At 70.3% G+C, this 15,504-nt stretch carries 19 protein-coding genes and 1 other RNA gene; 7 read left to right on the top strand and 13 right to left on the bottom strand.

Going from position 1 to position 15,504, the window contains the following annotated elements:
• Nucleotides 1-52: 52 nt before the first annotated feature.
• Nucleotides 53-1,492 carry a flavin-containing monooxygenase gene (locus IEZ07_RS11235; protein ID WP_191894699.1) on the bottom strand — a complete coding sequence of 480 codons (1,440 nt, stop codon included), beginning with the start codon at nucleotides 1,490-1,492 and terminating at the stop codon, nucleotides 53-55.
• A gap of 104 nt (nucleotides 1,493-1,596) precedes the next feature.
• Between IEZ07_RS11235 and IEZ07_RS11230 the strand changes: the two genes are divergently transcribed.
• The 4 genes from IEZ07_RS11230 to rnpB all read left to right on the top strand — a co-directional run bounded on the left by IEZ07_RS11230 (nucleotide 1,597) and on the right by rnpB (nucleotide 5,122).
• Nucleotides 1,597-2,436 (top strand): Nif3-like dinuclear metal center hexameric protein, encoded by an 840-nt coding sequence (locus IEZ07_RS11230; RefSeq protein WP_191894698.1) that lies wholly within the window; start codon nucleotides 1,597-1,599, stop codon nucleotides 2,434-2,436.
• Nucleotide 2,437: 1 nt separating this feature from the next.
• Nucleotides 2,438-3,178, top strand: a complete 741-nt coding sequence (locus tag IEZ07_RS11225) for a zinc ribbon domain-containing protein (protein WP_191894697.1) — start codon at nucleotides 2,438-2,440, stop codon at nucleotides 3,176-3,178.
• Complete coding sequence (locus IEZ07_RS11220; protein WP_191894696.1) at nucleotides 3,175-4,542, top strand: bifunctional RNase H/acid phosphatase; 1,368 nt, start codon at nucleotides 3,175-3,177, stop codon at nucleotides 4,540-4,542. The genes IEZ07_RS11225 and IEZ07_RS11220 overlap by 4 nt, the downstream gene beginning before the upstream one ends.
• Before the next feature lie 186 nt (nucleotides 4,543-4,728).
• Nucleotides 4,729-5,122, top strand: an RNA gene (gene rnpB / locus IEZ07_RS11215) — RNase P RNA component class A.
• A 31-nt stretch (nucleotides 5,123-5,153) separates the two neighbouring features.
• Here the strand turns inward: rnpB and IEZ07_RS11210 are convergent.
• The 9 genes from IEZ07_RS11210 to IEZ07_RS11175 form a co-directional block, all read right to left on the bottom strand.
• Nucleotides 5,154-6,350 (bottom strand): tyrosine-type recombinase/integrase, encoded by a 1,197-nt coding sequence (locus IEZ07_RS11210; protein ID WP_191894695.1) that lies wholly within the window; start codon nucleotides 6,348-6,350, stop codon nucleotides 5,154-5,156.
• The gene (locus tag IEZ07_RS11205) at nucleotides 6,347-6,523 is read right to left on the bottom strand and encodes a helix-turn-helix domain-containing protein (protein WP_191894694.1); all 177 of its coding nucleotides are present in this window, start codon (nucleotides 6,521-6,523) and stop codon (nucleotides 6,347-6,349) included. Before IEZ07_RS11205 ends, IEZ07_RS11210 begins: the two co-directional genes overlap by 4 nt.
• Nucleotides 6,523-7,902 carry a replication initiator gene (locus IEZ07_RS11200; RefSeq protein ID WP_307729015.1) on the bottom strand — a complete coding sequence of 460 codons (1,380 nt, stop codon included), beginning with the start codon at nucleotides 7,900-7,902 and terminating at the stop codon, nucleotides 6,523-6,525. Before IEZ07_RS11200 ends, IEZ07_RS11205 begins: the two co-directional genes overlap by 1 nt.
• Before the next feature lie 97 nt (nucleotides 7,903-7,999).
• On the bottom strand, nucleotides 8,000-8,122 hold the full coding sequence (locus IEZ07_RS35605; RefSeq protein WP_275413803.1) for a hypothetical protein: 123 nt from the start codon (nucleotides 8,120-8,122) through the stop codon (nucleotides 8,000-8,002).
• The gene (locus tag IEZ07_RS11195; protein ID WP_191894693.1) at nucleotides 8,119-8,289 is read right to left on the bottom strand and encodes a hypothetical protein; all 171 of its coding nucleotides are present in this window, start codon (nucleotides 8,287-8,289) and stop codon (nucleotides 8,119-8,121) included. The genes IEZ07_RS35605 and IEZ07_RS11195 overlap by 4 nt, the downstream gene beginning before the upstream one ends.
• Nucleotides 8,290-8,305: 16 nt before the next feature.
• A complete protein-coding gene (locus IEZ07_RS11190) occupies nucleotides 8,306-8,662 on the bottom strand; it encodes a hypothetical protein (protein WP_191894692.1) in 357 nt (118 codons plus the stop codon).
• A gap of 14 nt (nucleotides 8,663-8,676) precedes the next feature.
• On the bottom strand, nucleotides 8,677-9,327 hold the full coding sequence (locus IEZ07_RS11185; protein ID WP_191894691.1) for a DUF2637 domain-containing protein: 651 nt from the start codon (nucleotides 9,325-9,327) through the stop codon (nucleotides 8,677-8,679).
• A 6-nt stretch (nucleotides 9,328-9,333) separates the two neighbouring features.
• Nucleotides 9,334-10,728: an FtsK/SpoIIIE domain-containing protein gene (locus IEZ07_RS11180; protein WP_239319843.1), complete on the bottom strand. Its 1,395-nt coding sequence runs from the start codon at nucleotides 10,726-10,728 to the stop codon at nucleotides 9,334-9,336.
• Nucleotides 10,721-11,059, bottom strand: coding sequence for an SCO3933 family regulatory protein (locus IEZ07_RS11175; protein ID WP_191894690.1), 339 nt, complete (start codon nucleotides 11,057-11,059; stop codon nucleotides 10,721-10,723). The genes IEZ07_RS11180 and IEZ07_RS11175 overlap by 8 nt, the downstream gene beginning before the upstream one ends.
• A gap of 144 nt (nucleotides 11,060-11,203) precedes the next feature.
• On the opposite strand from IEZ07_RS11175, the gene IEZ07_RS11170 reads away from it, so the two are divergent.
• The gene (locus tag IEZ07_RS11170) at nucleotides 11,204-11,602 is read left to right on the top strand and encodes a GntR family transcriptional regulator (protein ID WP_191894689.1); all 399 of its coding nucleotides are present in this window, start codon (nucleotides 11,204-11,206) and stop codon (nucleotides 11,600-11,602) included.
• Nucleotides 11,603-11,800: 198 nt separating this feature from the next.
• Here IEZ07_RS11170 and IEZ07_RS11165 read toward each other — a convergent pair whose 3' ends face one another.
• The 3 genes from IEZ07_RS11165 to IEZ07_RS11155 all read right to left on the bottom strand — a co-directional run bounded on the left by IEZ07_RS11165 (nucleotide 11,801) and on the right by IEZ07_RS11155 (nucleotide 13,781).
• Complete coding sequence (locus IEZ07_RS11165) at nucleotides 11,801-13,018, bottom strand: helix-turn-helix domain-containing protein (RefSeq protein WP_191894688.1); 1,218 nt, start codon at nucleotides 13,016-13,018, stop codon at nucleotides 11,801-11,803.
• A 252-nt stretch (nucleotides 13,019-13,270) separates the two neighbouring features.
• The gene (locus IEZ07_RS11160) at nucleotides 13,271-13,567 is read right to left on the bottom strand and encodes a hypothetical protein (protein WP_191894687.1); all 297 of its coding nucleotides are present in this window, start codon (nucleotides 13,565-13,567) and stop codon (nucleotides 13,271-13,273) included.
• A gap of 4 nt (nucleotides 13,568-13,571) precedes the next feature.
• Complete coding sequence (locus tag IEZ07_RS11155) at nucleotides 13,572-13,781, bottom strand: hypothetical protein (RefSeq protein WP_191894686.1); 210 nt, start codon at nucleotides 13,779-13,781, stop codon at nucleotides 13,572-13,574.
• A 96-nt stretch (nucleotides 13,782-13,877) separates the two neighbouring features.
• On the opposite strand from IEZ07_RS11155, the gene IEZ07_RS11150 reads away from it, so the two are divergent.
• Both IEZ07_RS11150 and IEZ07_RS11145 read left to right on the top strand, forming a co-directional pair.
• A complete protein-coding gene (locus IEZ07_RS11150) occupies nucleotides 13,878-14,114 on the top strand; it encodes a GntR family transcriptional regulator (RefSeq protein ID WP_191894685.1) in 237 nt (78 codons plus the stop codon).
• A gap of 132 nt (nucleotides 14,115-14,246) precedes the next feature.
• On the top strand, nucleotides 14,247-15,335 hold the full coding sequence (locus tag IEZ07_RS11145) for a hypothetical protein (RefSeq protein ID WP_191894684.1): 1,089 nt from the start codon (nucleotides 14,247-14,249) through the stop codon (nucleotides 15,333-15,335).
• Nucleotides 15,336-15,504: the final 169 nt, after the last annotated feature.

The following is a 15,504-nucleotide window of genomic DNA, read 5'->3' as shown; positions in this document are numbered from 1 at the left end:
GTTCCTCCTCGGGGAACGACGGTTGCGCACCGACGCTACCGCCCCGGCGCGCTCACCCGCCGAAGCGGAACGCCCCCGGCCGGGGCGCGCGGGTCAGGCGCCGGTAGAGCGTCGTCGGCCCCGGCCAGTTGTTGACCACCCGGCCCGCCGCGTTCTTGTACCAGCTGGTGCACCCCGCCTGCCACACCATGTCGCCCATCGCCCGGTCCAGCCTCCGCCGCCAGGCGTCCATCGCCTCGGGCCGCACCTCCATCGGCCCCGCGCCCGCGAGGTACGGCAGGCAGCCCATGATGTAGCGGACCTGGCACTCGAGCATGAAGACGATCGAGTTGTGGCCCAGGTTGGTGTTGGGCCCGTACAGCAGGAACAGGTTCGGGAAGTGCGGCACCGCGATGCCCAGGTAGGCCTCCGCGCCGTCCTTCCACTCCTCGTGCAGGCGGCGGCCCCGCCTGCCGACGACCTCGAGCGGCGCGAGGAAGTCGGTGGTCCGGAACCCCGTCGCGTAGACGATCACGTCGGCCTCGCGGTGGCCGGCGACGGTCTCCACCCCCGAGGGCGTGACGCGGACGATCGGGTCGGTGACGACGTCCACGTCGGGCCGGGCCAGCGCCGGGTAGAACGCGCTGTCGATGACCACCCGCCGGCAGCCGATCGGGTAGGCCGGGGTGAGCTTGGACCGCAGCTCCGGGTCGGGGATCCGGGCGTGCAGGTGCTCCAGGGCGCGCCTGCGGAGCAGCCCGGTGCTCCACCCGCCCGCCAGGGCGCTGTGCAGGGTCGCCTCGGCGTAGCGGTAGACCCACTCGCGATAGGCCCGCTGCAGGAACGGGACGTACCGGAAGGCCGCCCGCACCGCCGGGCCGAAGACGGCGTCCGGCTTGGGGATCACCCAGTTGGGGGTGCGCTGGAAGACGTCGAGGTGACCGGCGGCCTCGGCCACCGGCGGGATCAGCTGGGCCGCCGACGATCCGCTCCCGATCACGGCCACCCGCCTGCCGGTCAGGTCCGCCGAGTGGTCCCAGCGGGCGGAGTGGAAGGAGGGACCGGCGAAGGACGACATGCCGGGGATGTCGGGCAGGCGGGGCCGGTTGAGCTGGCCGACGGCCGAGACCACCACGTCGAAGAGCCGCTCGCCGTCCGCCGTGCGCACCCGCCACCGGCCCAGCGACTCGTCGAAGGCGATCGAGGTGACCTCGGCGCCCAGCCGGATGCGCGGGCGCAGGCCGTACTTGTCGGCGCAGGACTCCAGGTAGGCGAGGATCTCCGGCTGCCCCGGGTAGCGGCGGGTCCAGCTGGAGTACTTCTCGAAGGAGAAGGAGTACAGGTGCGAGGGTATGTCGCAGCCCGCCCCCGGATAGGTGTTGTCCCGCCAGGTGCCCCCGACGTCGCCGCCCTTCTCGAAGACCGTGTAGGAGCGGATGCCCGCCTGCTCCAGCCGGATGGCCATGCACAGCCCGCCGAACCCGGCACCGATGATCGCGACAGTGGGACTCATACGCTGGCCCTCCACGAGTCAGGATCCACTTACATTAAGCGATCCGCGGGCCCGGAAACAGGGGCGGAGACGACGACGATGGCGGGGCCGGTAGTCTGCCGCACGTGTCCACCCTCGCCGACGCCGTCACCGAGCTCGAGACCCTCTACGACCCCGCCTGGGCGGAGTCGTGGGACGCGGTCGGGCTCGTCTGCGGCGACCCCGCCCAGCCCGTCCGGAAGATCCTGTTCGCGGTGGACCCGGTCGCCGCCGTCGCGGACGAGGCCCTGGCGTGGGGCGCCGACCTGGTCGTGACCCACCACCCGCTCTACCTGCGCGGCACGACGACCGTCGCGGCCACCACCTTCAAGGGCCGCCTGGTCCACCGGCTGATCAAGAACGACGTGGCCCTCTACACCGCCCACACCAACGCCGACGTCGCCGACCCCGGCGTCTCCGACGCGCTCGCCCGCGCCGTGGGCCTGACCGGGCCGCTGGTCCCGCTGAGCCCCGCCGCCGCCGACCCCCGCCGCGGACTCGGCCGCGTCGGCTTCCTGCCCGCGCCGACGCCCCTGCGCGACTTCGTACGGCGGGCCGCCCGGGGACTGCCCCGCACGGCGGGCGGCCTGCGCGTCGCCGGAGACCTCGACCGGGAGGTCCTGCGGGTCGCGGTGAGCGGGGGAGCGGGCGACTCCCTCCTGGGCACGGCCCGCGCCGCCGGAGTCGACGTCTTCCTCACCGCCGACCTCCGCCACCACCCGGCCAGCGAGTTCGCCGAGGCGTCGTCCTCCTCCGGCGGCCCCGCGCTCGTCGACGCGGCCCACTGGGCCACCGAATGGCCCTGGCTGGCCGACGCCGCCCGGCGGCTGACGTCAGGGTTGGCGGCGCGGGGGATTAATGTTGAGGCACGTGTCTCCGAGACGGTCACGGACGCATGGACGACAACAGCAGAGTGCGAGGAATGAAGTGAAAGCAGCCCCGGCATCCCAGAAGCGCCTGCTCGACCTGGCCGAGGTCGACTCCGTCCTCGACCGGCTGGCCCACCGCCGCCGCACCCTGCCGGAACTGGCCGAGATCGACGAGCTCGCCGCCCGCGTGGCCAGGCTGGCCACGCAGGTGATCGCCGCCGAGACCGAGGCGGGCGACCTGGCCAGGGAGCAGTCCAAGGCCGAGTCCGACGTCGACTCGGTCCGCGTCCGCGTCGAGCGCGACCAGAAGCGCCTCGACTCCGGCCAGGTCTCCTCTCCCAAGGACCTGGCCAGCCTCCAGTCGGAGATCGCCTCGCTGACCCGCCGCCAGGGCGACCTGGAGGAGGTGGTGCTCGAGATCATGGAGCGCCGGGAGACCGCCGACGGGCAGGTCGTCAAGCTGTCCGCCGAGCGCGACGAGCTCGCCGCCGCCCGCGCCGCCGCCGAGGACCGCAGGGACGCCGCCTTCGCCGAGATCGACAAGGAGCTCGGCGAGGTGAAGACCAAGCGCTCCGGCGTCGCCGCCGACGTCCCCGCCGACCTGCTCTCCCTCTACGAGAAGCTCCGCGAGCAGTTCGGAGTCGGCGCCGCGATGCTCCAGGGCGGCCGCTGCCTGGGCTGCCGGACGAGCCTGTCCATCGCGGACGTCAACCGCATCAAGGCCGCCCCGCACGACGAGGTGATCCGCTGCGAGGAGTGCCGCCGCATCCTGGTCCGCACCCCCGAGTCCGGGCTGTGACGTCCTACCTCGTCGAGGCCGACGGCGGGTCCCGGGGCAACCCCGGTCCCGCCGGCTACGGCGCGGTGGTCAAGGACGCCGCCGACGGCCAGATCCTCGCCGAGGACGCCGCGGCGATCGGCACCGCGACCAACAACGTCGCCGAGTACCGCGGGCTGATCGCCGGCCTGCGGGCCCTGCTGGACCTGGCCGGGGACGGCGCGGCGGTCGAGGTGCGGATGGACTCCAAACTGGTCGTCGAGCAGATGGCCGGCCGCTGGAAGATCAAGAACGAGGGCCTGCGCCCGCTCGCCTCGGAGGCCGCGGTCCTGGCCCGCCGCCTCCGGGTCACCTGGAAGTGGATCCCCCGCGAGCGCAACACCGACGCCGACCGCCTGGCCAACGAGGCGATGGACGCCGCCGCCAAGGGCCTCCCGTGGCGCTCGACCGCCTCCGCGGCGGGGACCGCCCCGGCGGGAGGAGCCGCTCCGACGGGGGGAGCCGCCGGCCCCGGGAGAGCCTCCGCCGGTGCCGATCGAGTCCCGGAACGCTCCGCCGGTTCCCCGCGCTCCGGCCCTGGCGCGTCCGCGGACGCCGGGCGGGCGGGAGCCCCCGCGCCCGCCGCGCAGGGGGCCCTCTTCGATCCGACCGACGTCTCCGAGGTCCCGTCCGGCCTTCCGGCGAAGGCGGCCGCGGCCATGGCCCCGGCCACCGGCACCGCTCCGGCCACCGGCACGGCCCCGGGCACCGGCTGGCGCCCCCCGACCACCGCGGCCACCACCCTGATCCTGCTCCGCCACGGCGAGACCCCGCTCTCCGTCGAGCGCAGGTTCTCCGGCCTCGGAGACCCCGAGCTCACCGCGAACGGCGCCGCCCAGGCCGAGGCCGCCGCGGCCAGGCTCTCGCAGCCGTCGTACGGCGTGCAGGCGATCGTCAGCTCCCCGCTCAAGCGGGCGCGGGCCACCGCCGAGGCCGTCGCGGCCAGGACCGGTCTGGAGGTGCTCGTCGAGGAGGACCTGCGGGAGGTCGACTTCGGCGACTGGGAGGGCCACACCTTCACCGAGATCCAGCGCCGCTGGCCGGACGAGCTCAAGGCGTGGCTGTCGGACCCGGCCGCCGCGCCGCCGGGCGGGGAGAGCTTCGAGACCGCGGCACGGCGGGTCGAGGCGGTCCGGGACGGGCTCGTCGAGCGCTACGAGAGCAGGACGGTCCTCGTCGTCTCCCACGTGACGCCGATCAAGACGCTGCTCCGGCTCGCGCTGCTGGCCCCGCCCGCCGCGCTGTACCGCATGCACCTCGACCTGGCCTGCCTGTCCCTGGTCGAGTACTACGCCGACGGGCCGGCCGTGGTGAAGTCGTTCAACGACACCTCGCATCTGCGCTGAGAGCGGGCACGCGCGCGGCCGGCGCCCGGGGAGGTCCGGATCCGGCCCCGACAGGCCGCGGCGCCCCGGACCGGACCCGTCGGCCCGGGACCGGGAGGCGTCCGCCCACGCGATCACCGGACGCGGGCCGGACGGCGGCCCGGCCGGAGATCGCCCGGGAGCGGATAAGCTAGGCGGCACGGCGGACGAGCCGGCCGGGCGGCCGCGTCGGGTCCCTTGCGGGCCCGCCGAGGAAGGTCCGGGCTCCACAGGGCAGGGTGGTCGGTAACGCCGACCCGGGGTGACCCGCGGGACAGTGCCACAGAGAACAGACCGCCTCTCGCAAGAGGGGTAAGGGTGAAACGGTGGTGTAAGAGACCACCAGCGCCCACGGTGACGTGGGCGGCTCGGTAAACCCCACCCGGAGCAAGGTCAAGAAGGGACGCTCCGCGAGGAGCGTCCCGCGCGCGACGTTCGAGGGCTGCCCGCCCGAGCCGCGCGGGTAGACCGCTCGAGGCCGGCGGCAACGCCGGCCCTAGATGGATGGTCGCCCCTTCACGCGAGTGAAGGACAGAACCCGGCCTACAGGCCGACTCGTCCGCCCCACCCGCCCCTGACCTGCGGCGGAACCCTCACCCGGGAAGATCGAAGCCCTGAGAGGGCACATCGGGGGCACATCCGGCGGACCCGAGCGCCGAGGCGAAGGCGTTGTCCAGCGCCGTCCGCGCCCGCTCGGAGGCCTCCGGGACCAGGTGCCCGTACAGGTCCACGGTCGTGGTGATGGACTCGTGCCCGAGCCACCGGGACACCTCGGAGATCGGCACGCCCTCGGCCAGCGCCGTACTGGCGAAGGTGTGCCGCAGATCGTGGAACGTCATGTCCATCGGCACCCCGGCCGCGAGGATCGCGGGCCGCAGGACGTCGGCGTTGAAGTAGTCGCGCCGGATCAGGTTGCCGCGCGTCGTCCGGAACAGCACGTCCTCCGGTTCGCACCGGTCGATGTGCTCGGCCAGCGCGTCGGCGAGAACGGCCGGCACCGGGACGTCGCGGACGGAGGCCCGCGTCTTCGGCGGGGCCAGCACCGGACGCCGGTCGATCACCACGACCTGCTGGTCCACCGTCAGCATGCCCTCGGCGAAGTCGATCCGGTCGACGGCCAGGCCGAGGGCCTCACCCTGCCGGAGACCGGCCGCGGCCCCCAGGAGGACCAGCGGCGCGTACTCGGGCCGCATGGACCGGTAGAGCACGATCACCTCGGCGGGGGAGAGGAGCCGGATCGTGGTCTTGTCCGGCTCCGGCAAGCGGATGTCGACGCACGGAGAACGGCGGATCATGCCGTCCCGTACGGCCCCGCGCATGATGCTGGAGAAGATCACATAGACGGTCTCGACCGTACGCGGCGCCAGGCCCTTCACGTGGAGGTCCTTCACCCACCGCTGTACGGCGGTGGGCCGTATGGAGATCAGGGGGACCAGGCCGAAGACCGGATTGATGTGGTTCTTCAGGTGCCCGGCGTAGGTCATCGCGGTCCCGGGCTTGTGCAGTCGCGACGCCATCCACGTCTGCGCGTACACCTGGAACCTGGTCTGCCCGAGCTTGGGGTCGATCCACTCGCCGCGCGGCTCGTCGGCACGGCGCGTCACGTCGAAGCGATCGGCGTCGGCCTTCCGCTCGAAGTTGCGCTTGAGCTGCTGGCCCTTCTCGTCGCGGTAGCGGACCTGCCAGCGCGCTCCCTGGCCGTGCTTGGCGGTCGGCACGCGCTTGTGCTCGGAACACTTCGCCTCTTCGGGCTCGGGGCGGGACTTGTGCCACCGGTCGTAGACGGTCATGTCTGCTCCCGGACCCAGGCGTGCACGTCCTCGGGCAGGTAGCGCAGGTGCTTGCCGATCCGCCGGCCGGGCGGGCCGATCCGCTTGCAGCGCCACTGGTAGAGGGTTCCGACCGGCACGCCGAGGTACTCGGCGACCTCCTCCACCGTCCAGAGCCGGTTCATCGTCTTCATCACCGGCCTCCGGGATCAGCCAGGGCGACACCGGCCAGGGGGACGCCGGTCAGCGCGGCGGCGAGGAGAGCGTCACCGAGCGAGTAGCCCTGTCCGGCGTACTCCCATTCGGTGATCACGAGGACGGTGTCCTCGTCGAAGAGGGGAAGCCGCCCGGTGCTGACGGCCTCGGCGCGCATGTGTTCGGCGCGCTCCTCGCGGATCTGCCCGAAGGTGGTGGAGTAGCGGCGGGACTTGGTGGAGAAGTGGCCGCGGAAGCCCAGCATGTGCGCCCACTGGGTCAGCCGCAGGTCGGCCAGGCCGTCGAGGGCGCCCAGGCGGAAGCACTCAGTGATGAGCCGTCGGGCGTGCTCCCGCAGCGGCAGCGCGTCCAGGTCGTCGAGAGGGCTGATGCGCCGGTCGAGAGTACCGACGCACTCGGCGGCCTTGGTGGCGTACTTGGCGATGTAGCCGGCCACCGCCTGATCGGTCAGCTCCCCACCCATCGTGATCGGGCGGACGTCGAGCTGAGCGCCCCAGCGCAGCACCCGCGCCGGTTCGCCCTTCACGGCCGGGACGGTGACGGCCACGGCCGAGGCGGCATGCCGTACGGCATCCTCCAGGGCGTCGGCCGTCGCCCAGGACGGAGGCGAGGCGGTGGGTCCGTCGGGGCCGTCGAGGCGGATGACGGCGTGGAAGTGGACGACGCCGCGCCGCTGGTACTCGGCGACCTTGGCGAAGGACACCGTCACCTGCTCGCGTAGCTCCCGAACGGTCAGGCCCGCGGTCTTGGCCAGGCGGCGGCGCAGGGCCAGCGTGAAGCGCCGCCACAGCTCCGGTGACAGGGCATTGAACAGCACGCTGCCCGCGTAGTCGTAGCAGTCCGGGCACAGCGGTTCCCCAAGGCGGGTCTCTTCGGTGCCGTGCCGGGCGGTGCAGGACATGACCCGCCCGTGCGGGCAGGTCCCGGAATCACGGCGGGCGTGGCAGGGCAGGACCTTCCCGTTCTTCTCCCTGCGGGTATGGACGACACCGAAGGACGGAGCGGTGAGAGTGACGAACAGGCACGGGTGGCCGGTCACGGTCTCCGGGACGCCCTTGCCGCCGGCCAGGCCCGCACGGATCAGTTGGTAGGTGTCGGCGCGGTAGACCTCGGCGCAGGCCGGGCAGCGCGAGGCCCGCCGGGTCTTGCACGGGACACGGAGCACGCCGCCCGGTTCGGCGCGGGTGCTGTAGCGGTGGAGCAGCTCACCTGTGGCCGGGTCGATGTGGTCGACGCGGCCCCGCAGGTGGATCGGCTGTCGGCAGCCGCCGGTGGCGCGGACCTGGGAGGCCCAGCGGGCGTAGTGGGGATCGTTGAGCCGGGAGACCATTCCGGCTACGGCGTGCGGGTGGGGCAAGATGGGTTCCGTCCTATCCAGAGGTGATCTGTGAGGGATGGCCCCCGGCCTGGCGCGGAACTTGGCGGTTGTGCGGCCAGGCGGGGGGCGCTCACGGCTATGCGCCGTGGTTGTCGATTCCGATGCCGTCGCAGTCGGGGCAGGTCTCGCCGTCTCCGGTGACGCCGGTCCCGTTGCAGGTGCCGCAGCGGTAGCGGACCACCGGGAGGGGTTCGGTCATCGCGCGCCCTTGATCTCGCGCGGGATGATGTTGACGAAGACCCGGTAGTTCCGGGGGCGGGTGCGGTCGGGGTGGGCCCGCGAGACCGAGGTCACGGTGAAGATCTCGCGGAGGCGGAACATGCTGTAGGTGATCTCGGCGTGGGTGCCGTCGAGGCGGATGCGCATGGTGGTTGTCCTTCGGTCAGGCAACGTGTGCCGGGTCGGAGTCAGGGGTGACGCAGCCGTGGTAGCTGCTGAGGGCGCCGTAGCGGGCGCGGGCGTCGGCCAGGATCGCGGCGATCTCGTAGCGGAGCGGCCCGAAAGGCAGCGTGATCATGTAGTGCCCGTACGGCAGGGGTGCCGGGTCGATCCGGGAGCCGCACAGGCCGGCGATCCGGTCGACCTCCGCGCACATTTCGGCGTCCGTCGCCTGCTCGGGAAAGTAGGTGATCGCCGTCGACTGGCGAGGGACGGGGACGCCGGGGTTGGTCTCGATGAAGTCGGCCAGGTCCCGCAGTCCGGTGATGAACGCCGCGCGGCGCGTCGGGTCGGTGGGCATGGGTTCGGTTCCTTTCACAGGGCGTCCGGCACGGTCCGCAGGTGGCGGAGCAGGTCGGAGGCGAGTTGGTCGGACACGCCCAGGCGGGCGCGCAGGAGATCGCAGGTGATCGGCTTTCCGTGCTTGGCGTGGTGCTCGTCGACGATCCGCCGGGCGTAGTCCAGGAGGGCCGGGGCCGGTCCCGGGGCGCCGTTCTGGTGCTCGTCGACGGCCGGGGCGATGGCCGGCGCCGAAGGCGCCGCAGCGGTCATCGGTGACGGTTCCGGCGACAGGCGAGGACGAGGAGCGGCGGCCCGCCGCTCCAGCATGGAAACGGCCACCAGGAACGCCGCGGCCGGGGTTCCGGCGGTCAGCCAACCCCACACCGAGGGTTCGGCCTGGTGGAGGTTGGCGGCCAGGGACAGCACGATCCCGGCGACGAGGACGAAGGTCGGCCAGGAGAGCGGGCCGGTCCGCTCGCGTCCGGTCTTCTTGTCGCGCTGGCGCTCGCGAGCGGCCATGACACAGGTGAGATCGACGCACACGGCCACGGCCCAGGCCATCCAGCCCGTCTGCCCGTGCTCTACGGCGGTCTGGCGGATGTGGGAGAAGGAGCCGGCACCGGCGATGAGCGCCAGGACGAGGACCGGGCCGGAGTCCAGCAACCAGGAGGCGAGGCGTCGCATGCTCTCTCACCCCTTCCGAGGTTCCGGGATAACAGCGGCGGGAGTGAGGAACTGGGCAAGGTCGTCATCGGTCATCTCGATCGGCTGAGCGCCGCTGGTGATCTCCTCCCAGGACGGGGTCAGGTCGGCGTACATGCGGGCGGCGCGTTCGGCCGCGTGCTCGGAGACGTAGAAGGAGCGCGCCCGGTACCACTGGCCGTCCTGTGAGGCGACGATCGCCACTCCAGGCGTCTCGGCGGGGATCGCCCGAGCGGACACCAGCGCGGCCGGGTCGAGGTCGCCGAGCGTCATGGTCGCGGTCTCCGGATCGTTGACCCGGTGGCAGATCCGCCCCGAGCACTGGGCACGCAGCGCCGTGACGCCCGGTCCGAGGTCGGAGCCGATGCGCTGGCCGGAGCAGAACAGGTAGATGCCGAAGGCCCGCCCGAGCTGCGCCACCCTCAGCAACGCCGTGGAAGTCTTAGTGATCTCGTCTTTCTCGCTCTTGTCGGCCATCAGGTACAGCTCGGCCAGCTCGTCGACCAGGACCACGACGGGCACCGGGCGAACGGCCGGCGGAAGCTGCCAGATGTTGCGGGCGCCCGCCTGACGGCACAGGCTCATCCGGTCGGCCATCAGGCCCACCAGGTCATCGAGCAGCTCGACGCACTCGGCCCGGGACGTCGCCAACGCCGACAGCCGAGGGCTGTACGGGGTGAACTCCACGCCGCCCTTGAGGTCGAAGCCGACCAGCGCGACCGGCTGCGGCGCCAGGCCGACGATGAGCACGTTGGCGAGGTTCGACTTCCCCGATTGGGTGGCCCCGGCATTCAGCCAGTGCGGGACCGTCCGGAAGTCGATCTCCCACGGGCGGCCGGTCTCCAGCCGCCCCACCGTGACCTTCAGCAGTTCCGAGGAGGGCGGGATCTCGTCGACCCGGAGGAGGGGATCGCGCATGGTCGCGGCCAGCACGACCCGGCCGGGCCGGGGCGAGGAGACCCGGACGGCGTGCACCCGCCAGGAGTGCGCGAGCCGTTCGGCCGCCGCGCTGTAGTCGTCGGGAGTCTGGCCCTCCAGCGTGTGGAGCGTGACGCGCCAGCCGTACCGGGTCGGCATGGGCAGCCACATCCACGGCTTGGTGTCGACCGCCACCCGCTGGAAACGCCGCTTGACCCGTACGGTGCCAGTCGAGGAGACCAAGCCGGGAACGGTGGTGAACCAGAACCGCTGCCGCTTCTTGGTCAGGCCGCAGCCGAGGGCGACCTTGCGCCAGGTGGCGCGGACGCTGACGGCCATGAGCGGGTAGCCGACCACCAGCCAGAACGACCGGTAGTGCCAGCGCCGCCAGGCCCAGAGGCCGGCCACCGTGACGGCCAGGACCACACCGGCGTCGAGGAGCGCCAGGAGGAAGCGGTCAGGCACCGCGCACCTCCGCAACGGCGGCGGGCAGCACGGCGGACGCCCGGTAGGCGATGCCCCAGCGGCCGGACAGCTCCCAGACGTAGCCGATCAGGCCGACCGGGGTGACCTGGTCGCCGGGGCTGACTGGGGGTTCTCCGACGACGCCGACCTTGACCAGCTCGATCTTGCCGGAGGCGTCCTCCACCGAGCACAGGACCTCGTAGACCGTCTGACCGCTGGTCTTGTCGGTCTTGATCTCACCCGTGTCCTTGTTGATGACGCGGGGGCAGGGAGCCTTGACGCAGATGAACTGGAGCCGGGCGACGTCGACGGGGATGGGGATGTTGCGCATGAGAGTGGACCTCCAGAGAGCGATTGTTCTGCCTATCAAGATACCTAGGTATCTAGAATTGTAAACCGACACAGCTAGGTTGCCTCCGTGTTTCGTTACAGGTTGCCCAGGGACCTAGATGCCTAGAACGGCTACTGTGGAGTCATGGGCACCACCGACCGGCGACGGCCTTACCTTCGTATCGCCGACGACATCCGCCGCGAGATAGCCGCCGGCCGGTACGCGGTCGGGGAGCAGCTCCCCGTGGCCCGGGAACTCGCCGACAAGTACGGCGTCGCGATGATGACCATCGGCAATGCGCTCGCCGTGCTACGCGATGAAGGACTTATCGAGACTCGCCAGGGCACCGGCAGCTTCGTTCTCCGCGCATCAAGCGAGGAGGCCGCGCAACCCGCCGCCCCCGAAGGTTCGGGTGAGGAGCACAGCGAGGAGTTCCGCCTCCTCTCCCAGCAGCTCCAGGAGATCCGCGAGCACGTCAAGAAGCTGGGCTTCAGGCTGGATGAGCTAGACGCCCGGACTCGTCCCGATCGACCCGAGCAGTGATCACGAGCGCCCGCCGTTGAAGCTCGGCAAGCTCGGTCGCGATCTCCGCCAGTTCGCGTAGCAGGATCTGCCGTTCGATCTCGTTGAGACCCACGAGTAGTGCCCCATTCATTCGCTTAGGCAGGCCGCGAGCACGACCTGTGGAACCTTCATGGATGGGGAGAGCCATGTGCGGACAGGCTCACCGATGAGCTTTGGTCAGGGCAGCCGCATCGCCTGGGCGAGGCCGGCGACCTCGCGCTGACGAAGATGCTTGCCGCTGTCACGCAGGTCACGCACGATGTTGCGGACCAGAGGGCGATTACGGACGTGCTGAGGAGCGACGCGATCCGCGCGGAGCAGCGCTTCCACAGCCTCGTTGTCCTTGCGGTTCATGTGGTAGCCCGCCGCCGTGCAGGTCCAGTAGTGCGCCTGCCTCTCGGACGAGGCGATCTGCGCGATCTCCACCTGCTCCGCCCGCGTGATCACATCCCGGGGGCGCCCCAGCTCCATGCTGACCTCGACCGCGTGAATGGTCGTGTTGACGCGGTTGAACTGGGTCTGGAAGACATTGCCGTTCGCTGGCAGACGCTCGGCGATCTGCCGCGCCTCGCCGAGGTGGTGTTCCGCCTCGCTCTGGTTCCACAGCCGGGAGTAGGCGACGGCCGCCCGCAGGTGCAGCGCCCCCCACAGCGCCCGGATCGTGTCGTCGCCCGTACCCATGTGCGGGTCGAGCTGATCGAGTGCCGACAGCGCCGCGTTCTTCGCCGGGTCGAGCGCCGCTTCGTGGAGCCAGACGCCGCACAGGTCCCAGGACGCGGCGGCGACAAGCTCGGGAGCGCCGACCTGCTGGGCGGCAACGAGCTCACGCTGTACCGCCGTCCACCCGAGGTCGTGGTGACCGAGGAGGTTGGAGGAGACGCGCGCCATGTGGCAGGCCCGCAGCATCAGCGCCTCCGCCCGGTCCTTGTCCGCCGTCGAGCCGGAGGTGATGAGCAATAGGTCCGTGATAATGCTCGGCAGCACCTCACCGAGGGCGGTGAACTTGGCGTCCTGGCGGAGTTGCTCAGCGAGCCGAACGTTCGCCTCCAACTCGTCGAGGCCCCGCGGTTCCCGGTTGCCCAGGAGTGCGGCCCCGCCCGGCATGGTGGCCTGCTGGAGAGCCAGACGCAGGCCGGGGACCGCCGAGTGTCCGGAGTCGAGGTCTTCCGTGTCGTGCCGGTACGGCTGGCCGGTGAGTTCGGCCATCTCGACCCCGAGCGCCTCGGCGAGCTGGCCGACGACGCTCATCCGGTCGAGCGGCAGCCGGCCGTTCTCCACCTTCGACAGCCAGGAGACTGAACGGCCGATCTTCTCCGCGAGGGTGGCCTGATCCCAGCCCTTGCGGTGACGAGCCCGCGCGATCCGCTGGCCGGTCGTCATCTGTTCGGTAGCCACGTTCTCCCCTGCCTCTCGTCGTCTGGTTCGACGATAAGCCGGGTGATCTGAGCCACTGGCAGAAAAACTGCCAGTGGGCACACGCCTGTAGCCGCAGGCCGGGCGTGACCTGCGGAAACAGACGATGATGAAGTTGTCCTCAATCGTGTGCGACATGTTCCCGCACCGTGTCGAGCATTTCGGTATGCCGGATCGGTCAGAACATATCCGCTATTTCCATCTCCTCTCAATTCCGGGTTAATCCGAGGGCGATCATCGGGCCTGCCCGAGGAGGAGCCGCAGCCACAGGCGTTCGGCGTCCCGGATGCGCAGCCACTCGCTCTCATGGACGACCACGCCGTCGGAGCGGTACGTCCTGCGGATGAACGCCAGGCCCCCGCCGAGGCAGAACTCGTAGCTGACCGCATGGTGGGAGCAGGTGTGCTCGCGGATGCGGATACGGTCCGCGCGAGGAGCAGCCGGGTTCCAGGTCAACCGCTCATAGGCCTGCTGGAGCGGTGCCAGGTGGAGCGTGTGGTAGACGTCCGCAGTCCGCCCCTGGTCGCGCATGGTCTTACCTCAGCCCCTCTTGCTCTTGGAGGAGTCGGACGAAGTTCGCCAGGCCGTCTGCGCAGACCGTGCGCTGAAGGCCGGCATCGATCTGCTGGTCCGTGAGCGTCTCGCCGCGCCGGGTCGCGTAGAAGGCTCCCGCGTCGCTGCGGAACACCGACCAGGCAGGGAAGACCGTGCGGATCGCGTCGAGGTCGTAGGTCACCGGGGTCATGATCTGACCGTAGGTCAACCTGTCCTATCCTGTCTACACCATTCCTAGGAATTTCTGTTCTATGTTCGTAGGTAGGGGCATACCTAGAGTCGTCTTGTGATCGAATGGGACCCCAGGCTCTACAAGTGGGAACAGATAGCGAACGTCGTCGCCGAGCGGATCAAGGACGACACCTATCCGCCCCTGACGCTGATCTCCGAGGTGAAGCTTCAGGAGGAGTTCGACGTTGCCCGGGTCACCGTCCGCAAGGCTATGGAGGCCCTGCGCGAGCAAGGGTTGATCACGACCAAACCCGGAAAGGGATCGATCGTCGCTCCTCTCGATCAGGAGTAGTCGCACGCCCTGATAAGGGCACCGAGCCTGAACGATTCATCGCCTGCTGTGCTGGTGGATGCCCATGGGCTGCTCAAACGGACGTGCAGAGTTCCTGAGGGGATCTGAAACGTTTTGCGGCATACTGCCCGGATGAAGACTGATACCCCGACGCTGCTGGGGTCGATCACCTGTCCGTCCGGACGATTGGTGATCGCCGACACCGGTTATCTGGGTGCGTGGTCAGGAGACGCGCCACCGGTGGTGGACGAGGCCACGCTTTCCACTGTGGACGATCCGGCGTTGCTTGAGAGCATCCGCACGTCGGCTGACCTTGCCGTGGTCGGCGCCGACGCCGAGCCCGCCGCTCGATCCTTCAACCGTCAATCGGGCACATGGCTCTACGACATCCCCGGACACGGCGTCGAGCAACTGACCGATATCTTCATCGAGCACTGCCGGACACACGGGTTCGATGCCCGGCTGGAACGCCAAAAACCGCGGGTGGCGCATCGTGAGCGTGTCGAGCATGCGGTGCGGGTCGGCGGCTCGGAGTTCATCATGAACGGCGTTCCGGTCGTGGCCATCGGCGACCTACCTCCAGACCAAGAGATCACCGTGATGGCGACTTCCCGGGATTACGGGCGAATCGGCGTGCGGTGGGAGTCGATCTCACTGAAGGTGCGCTCCACGCAGCCCGCATCGACCAGACTCCTCGGCCATGTCGGAGTGGATGCGGCCCGGCTCAGTCTCATCGACGCCGACGGGCTGGGAACCTGGCAGCATGAGGAGCCGATCGACGGTCGGGCCGACGTCGCATTCTGGGGCCGTTCAGTGCAGGAGGCGGTTACCTGCTTCGGAGCCTCGCTCCTGGCCAACCCAGGCGAGGACGAGGTGTACGGGTGGGCGAACCTGGCTGTCAACGAGGCCGTCGACTGCGCCATTGCCTTGCAGGAGTGGAAGCAAGCCGTTCCAGAACGAACGATCGCGGTCGATTTCCGACCACACTCCCATCACTGGCAGGTCATGGCCGAGGTTCGAGCTGCTGAGCATGAGGCCGGAGTGATCGAAGTCGGCGGCACCCGGACGATGTGCCTCATGACCAGCTGGGGGGACGGACTCTTCCCCGTTGCCACCGACCACGACACCGATGGGCACCTTGTGCAAATCCGGATCATGCTCGGAGACCCCGAGCGCCAAGCCCGGCTTGAGGAGATGCACGACCGGTTCAGCCTGGACTGATCACAATATGGCGGTCTCCACCGACCTACCTGATCTTCCGGTTCTCTACCTTGCTCCGCTCCTGCACGCTGCCGGCTACCGCTGAAGCGACTATCTGGGCAGGCCACGAGCAGACGTTTTCCCAGGTCAGCACCCGAGCCATCTCAGACGGATGAGAACTTTCTCTACG

Origin of the sequence: Planomonospora parontospora, from assembly GCA_014647935.1 — a bacterium.
Lineage (GTDB): Bacteria > Actinomycetota > Actinomycetes > Streptosporangiales > Streptosporangiaceae > Planomonospora > Planomonospora parontospora.
This window is presented reverse-complemented; position numbering and strand designations above follow the sequence as displayed.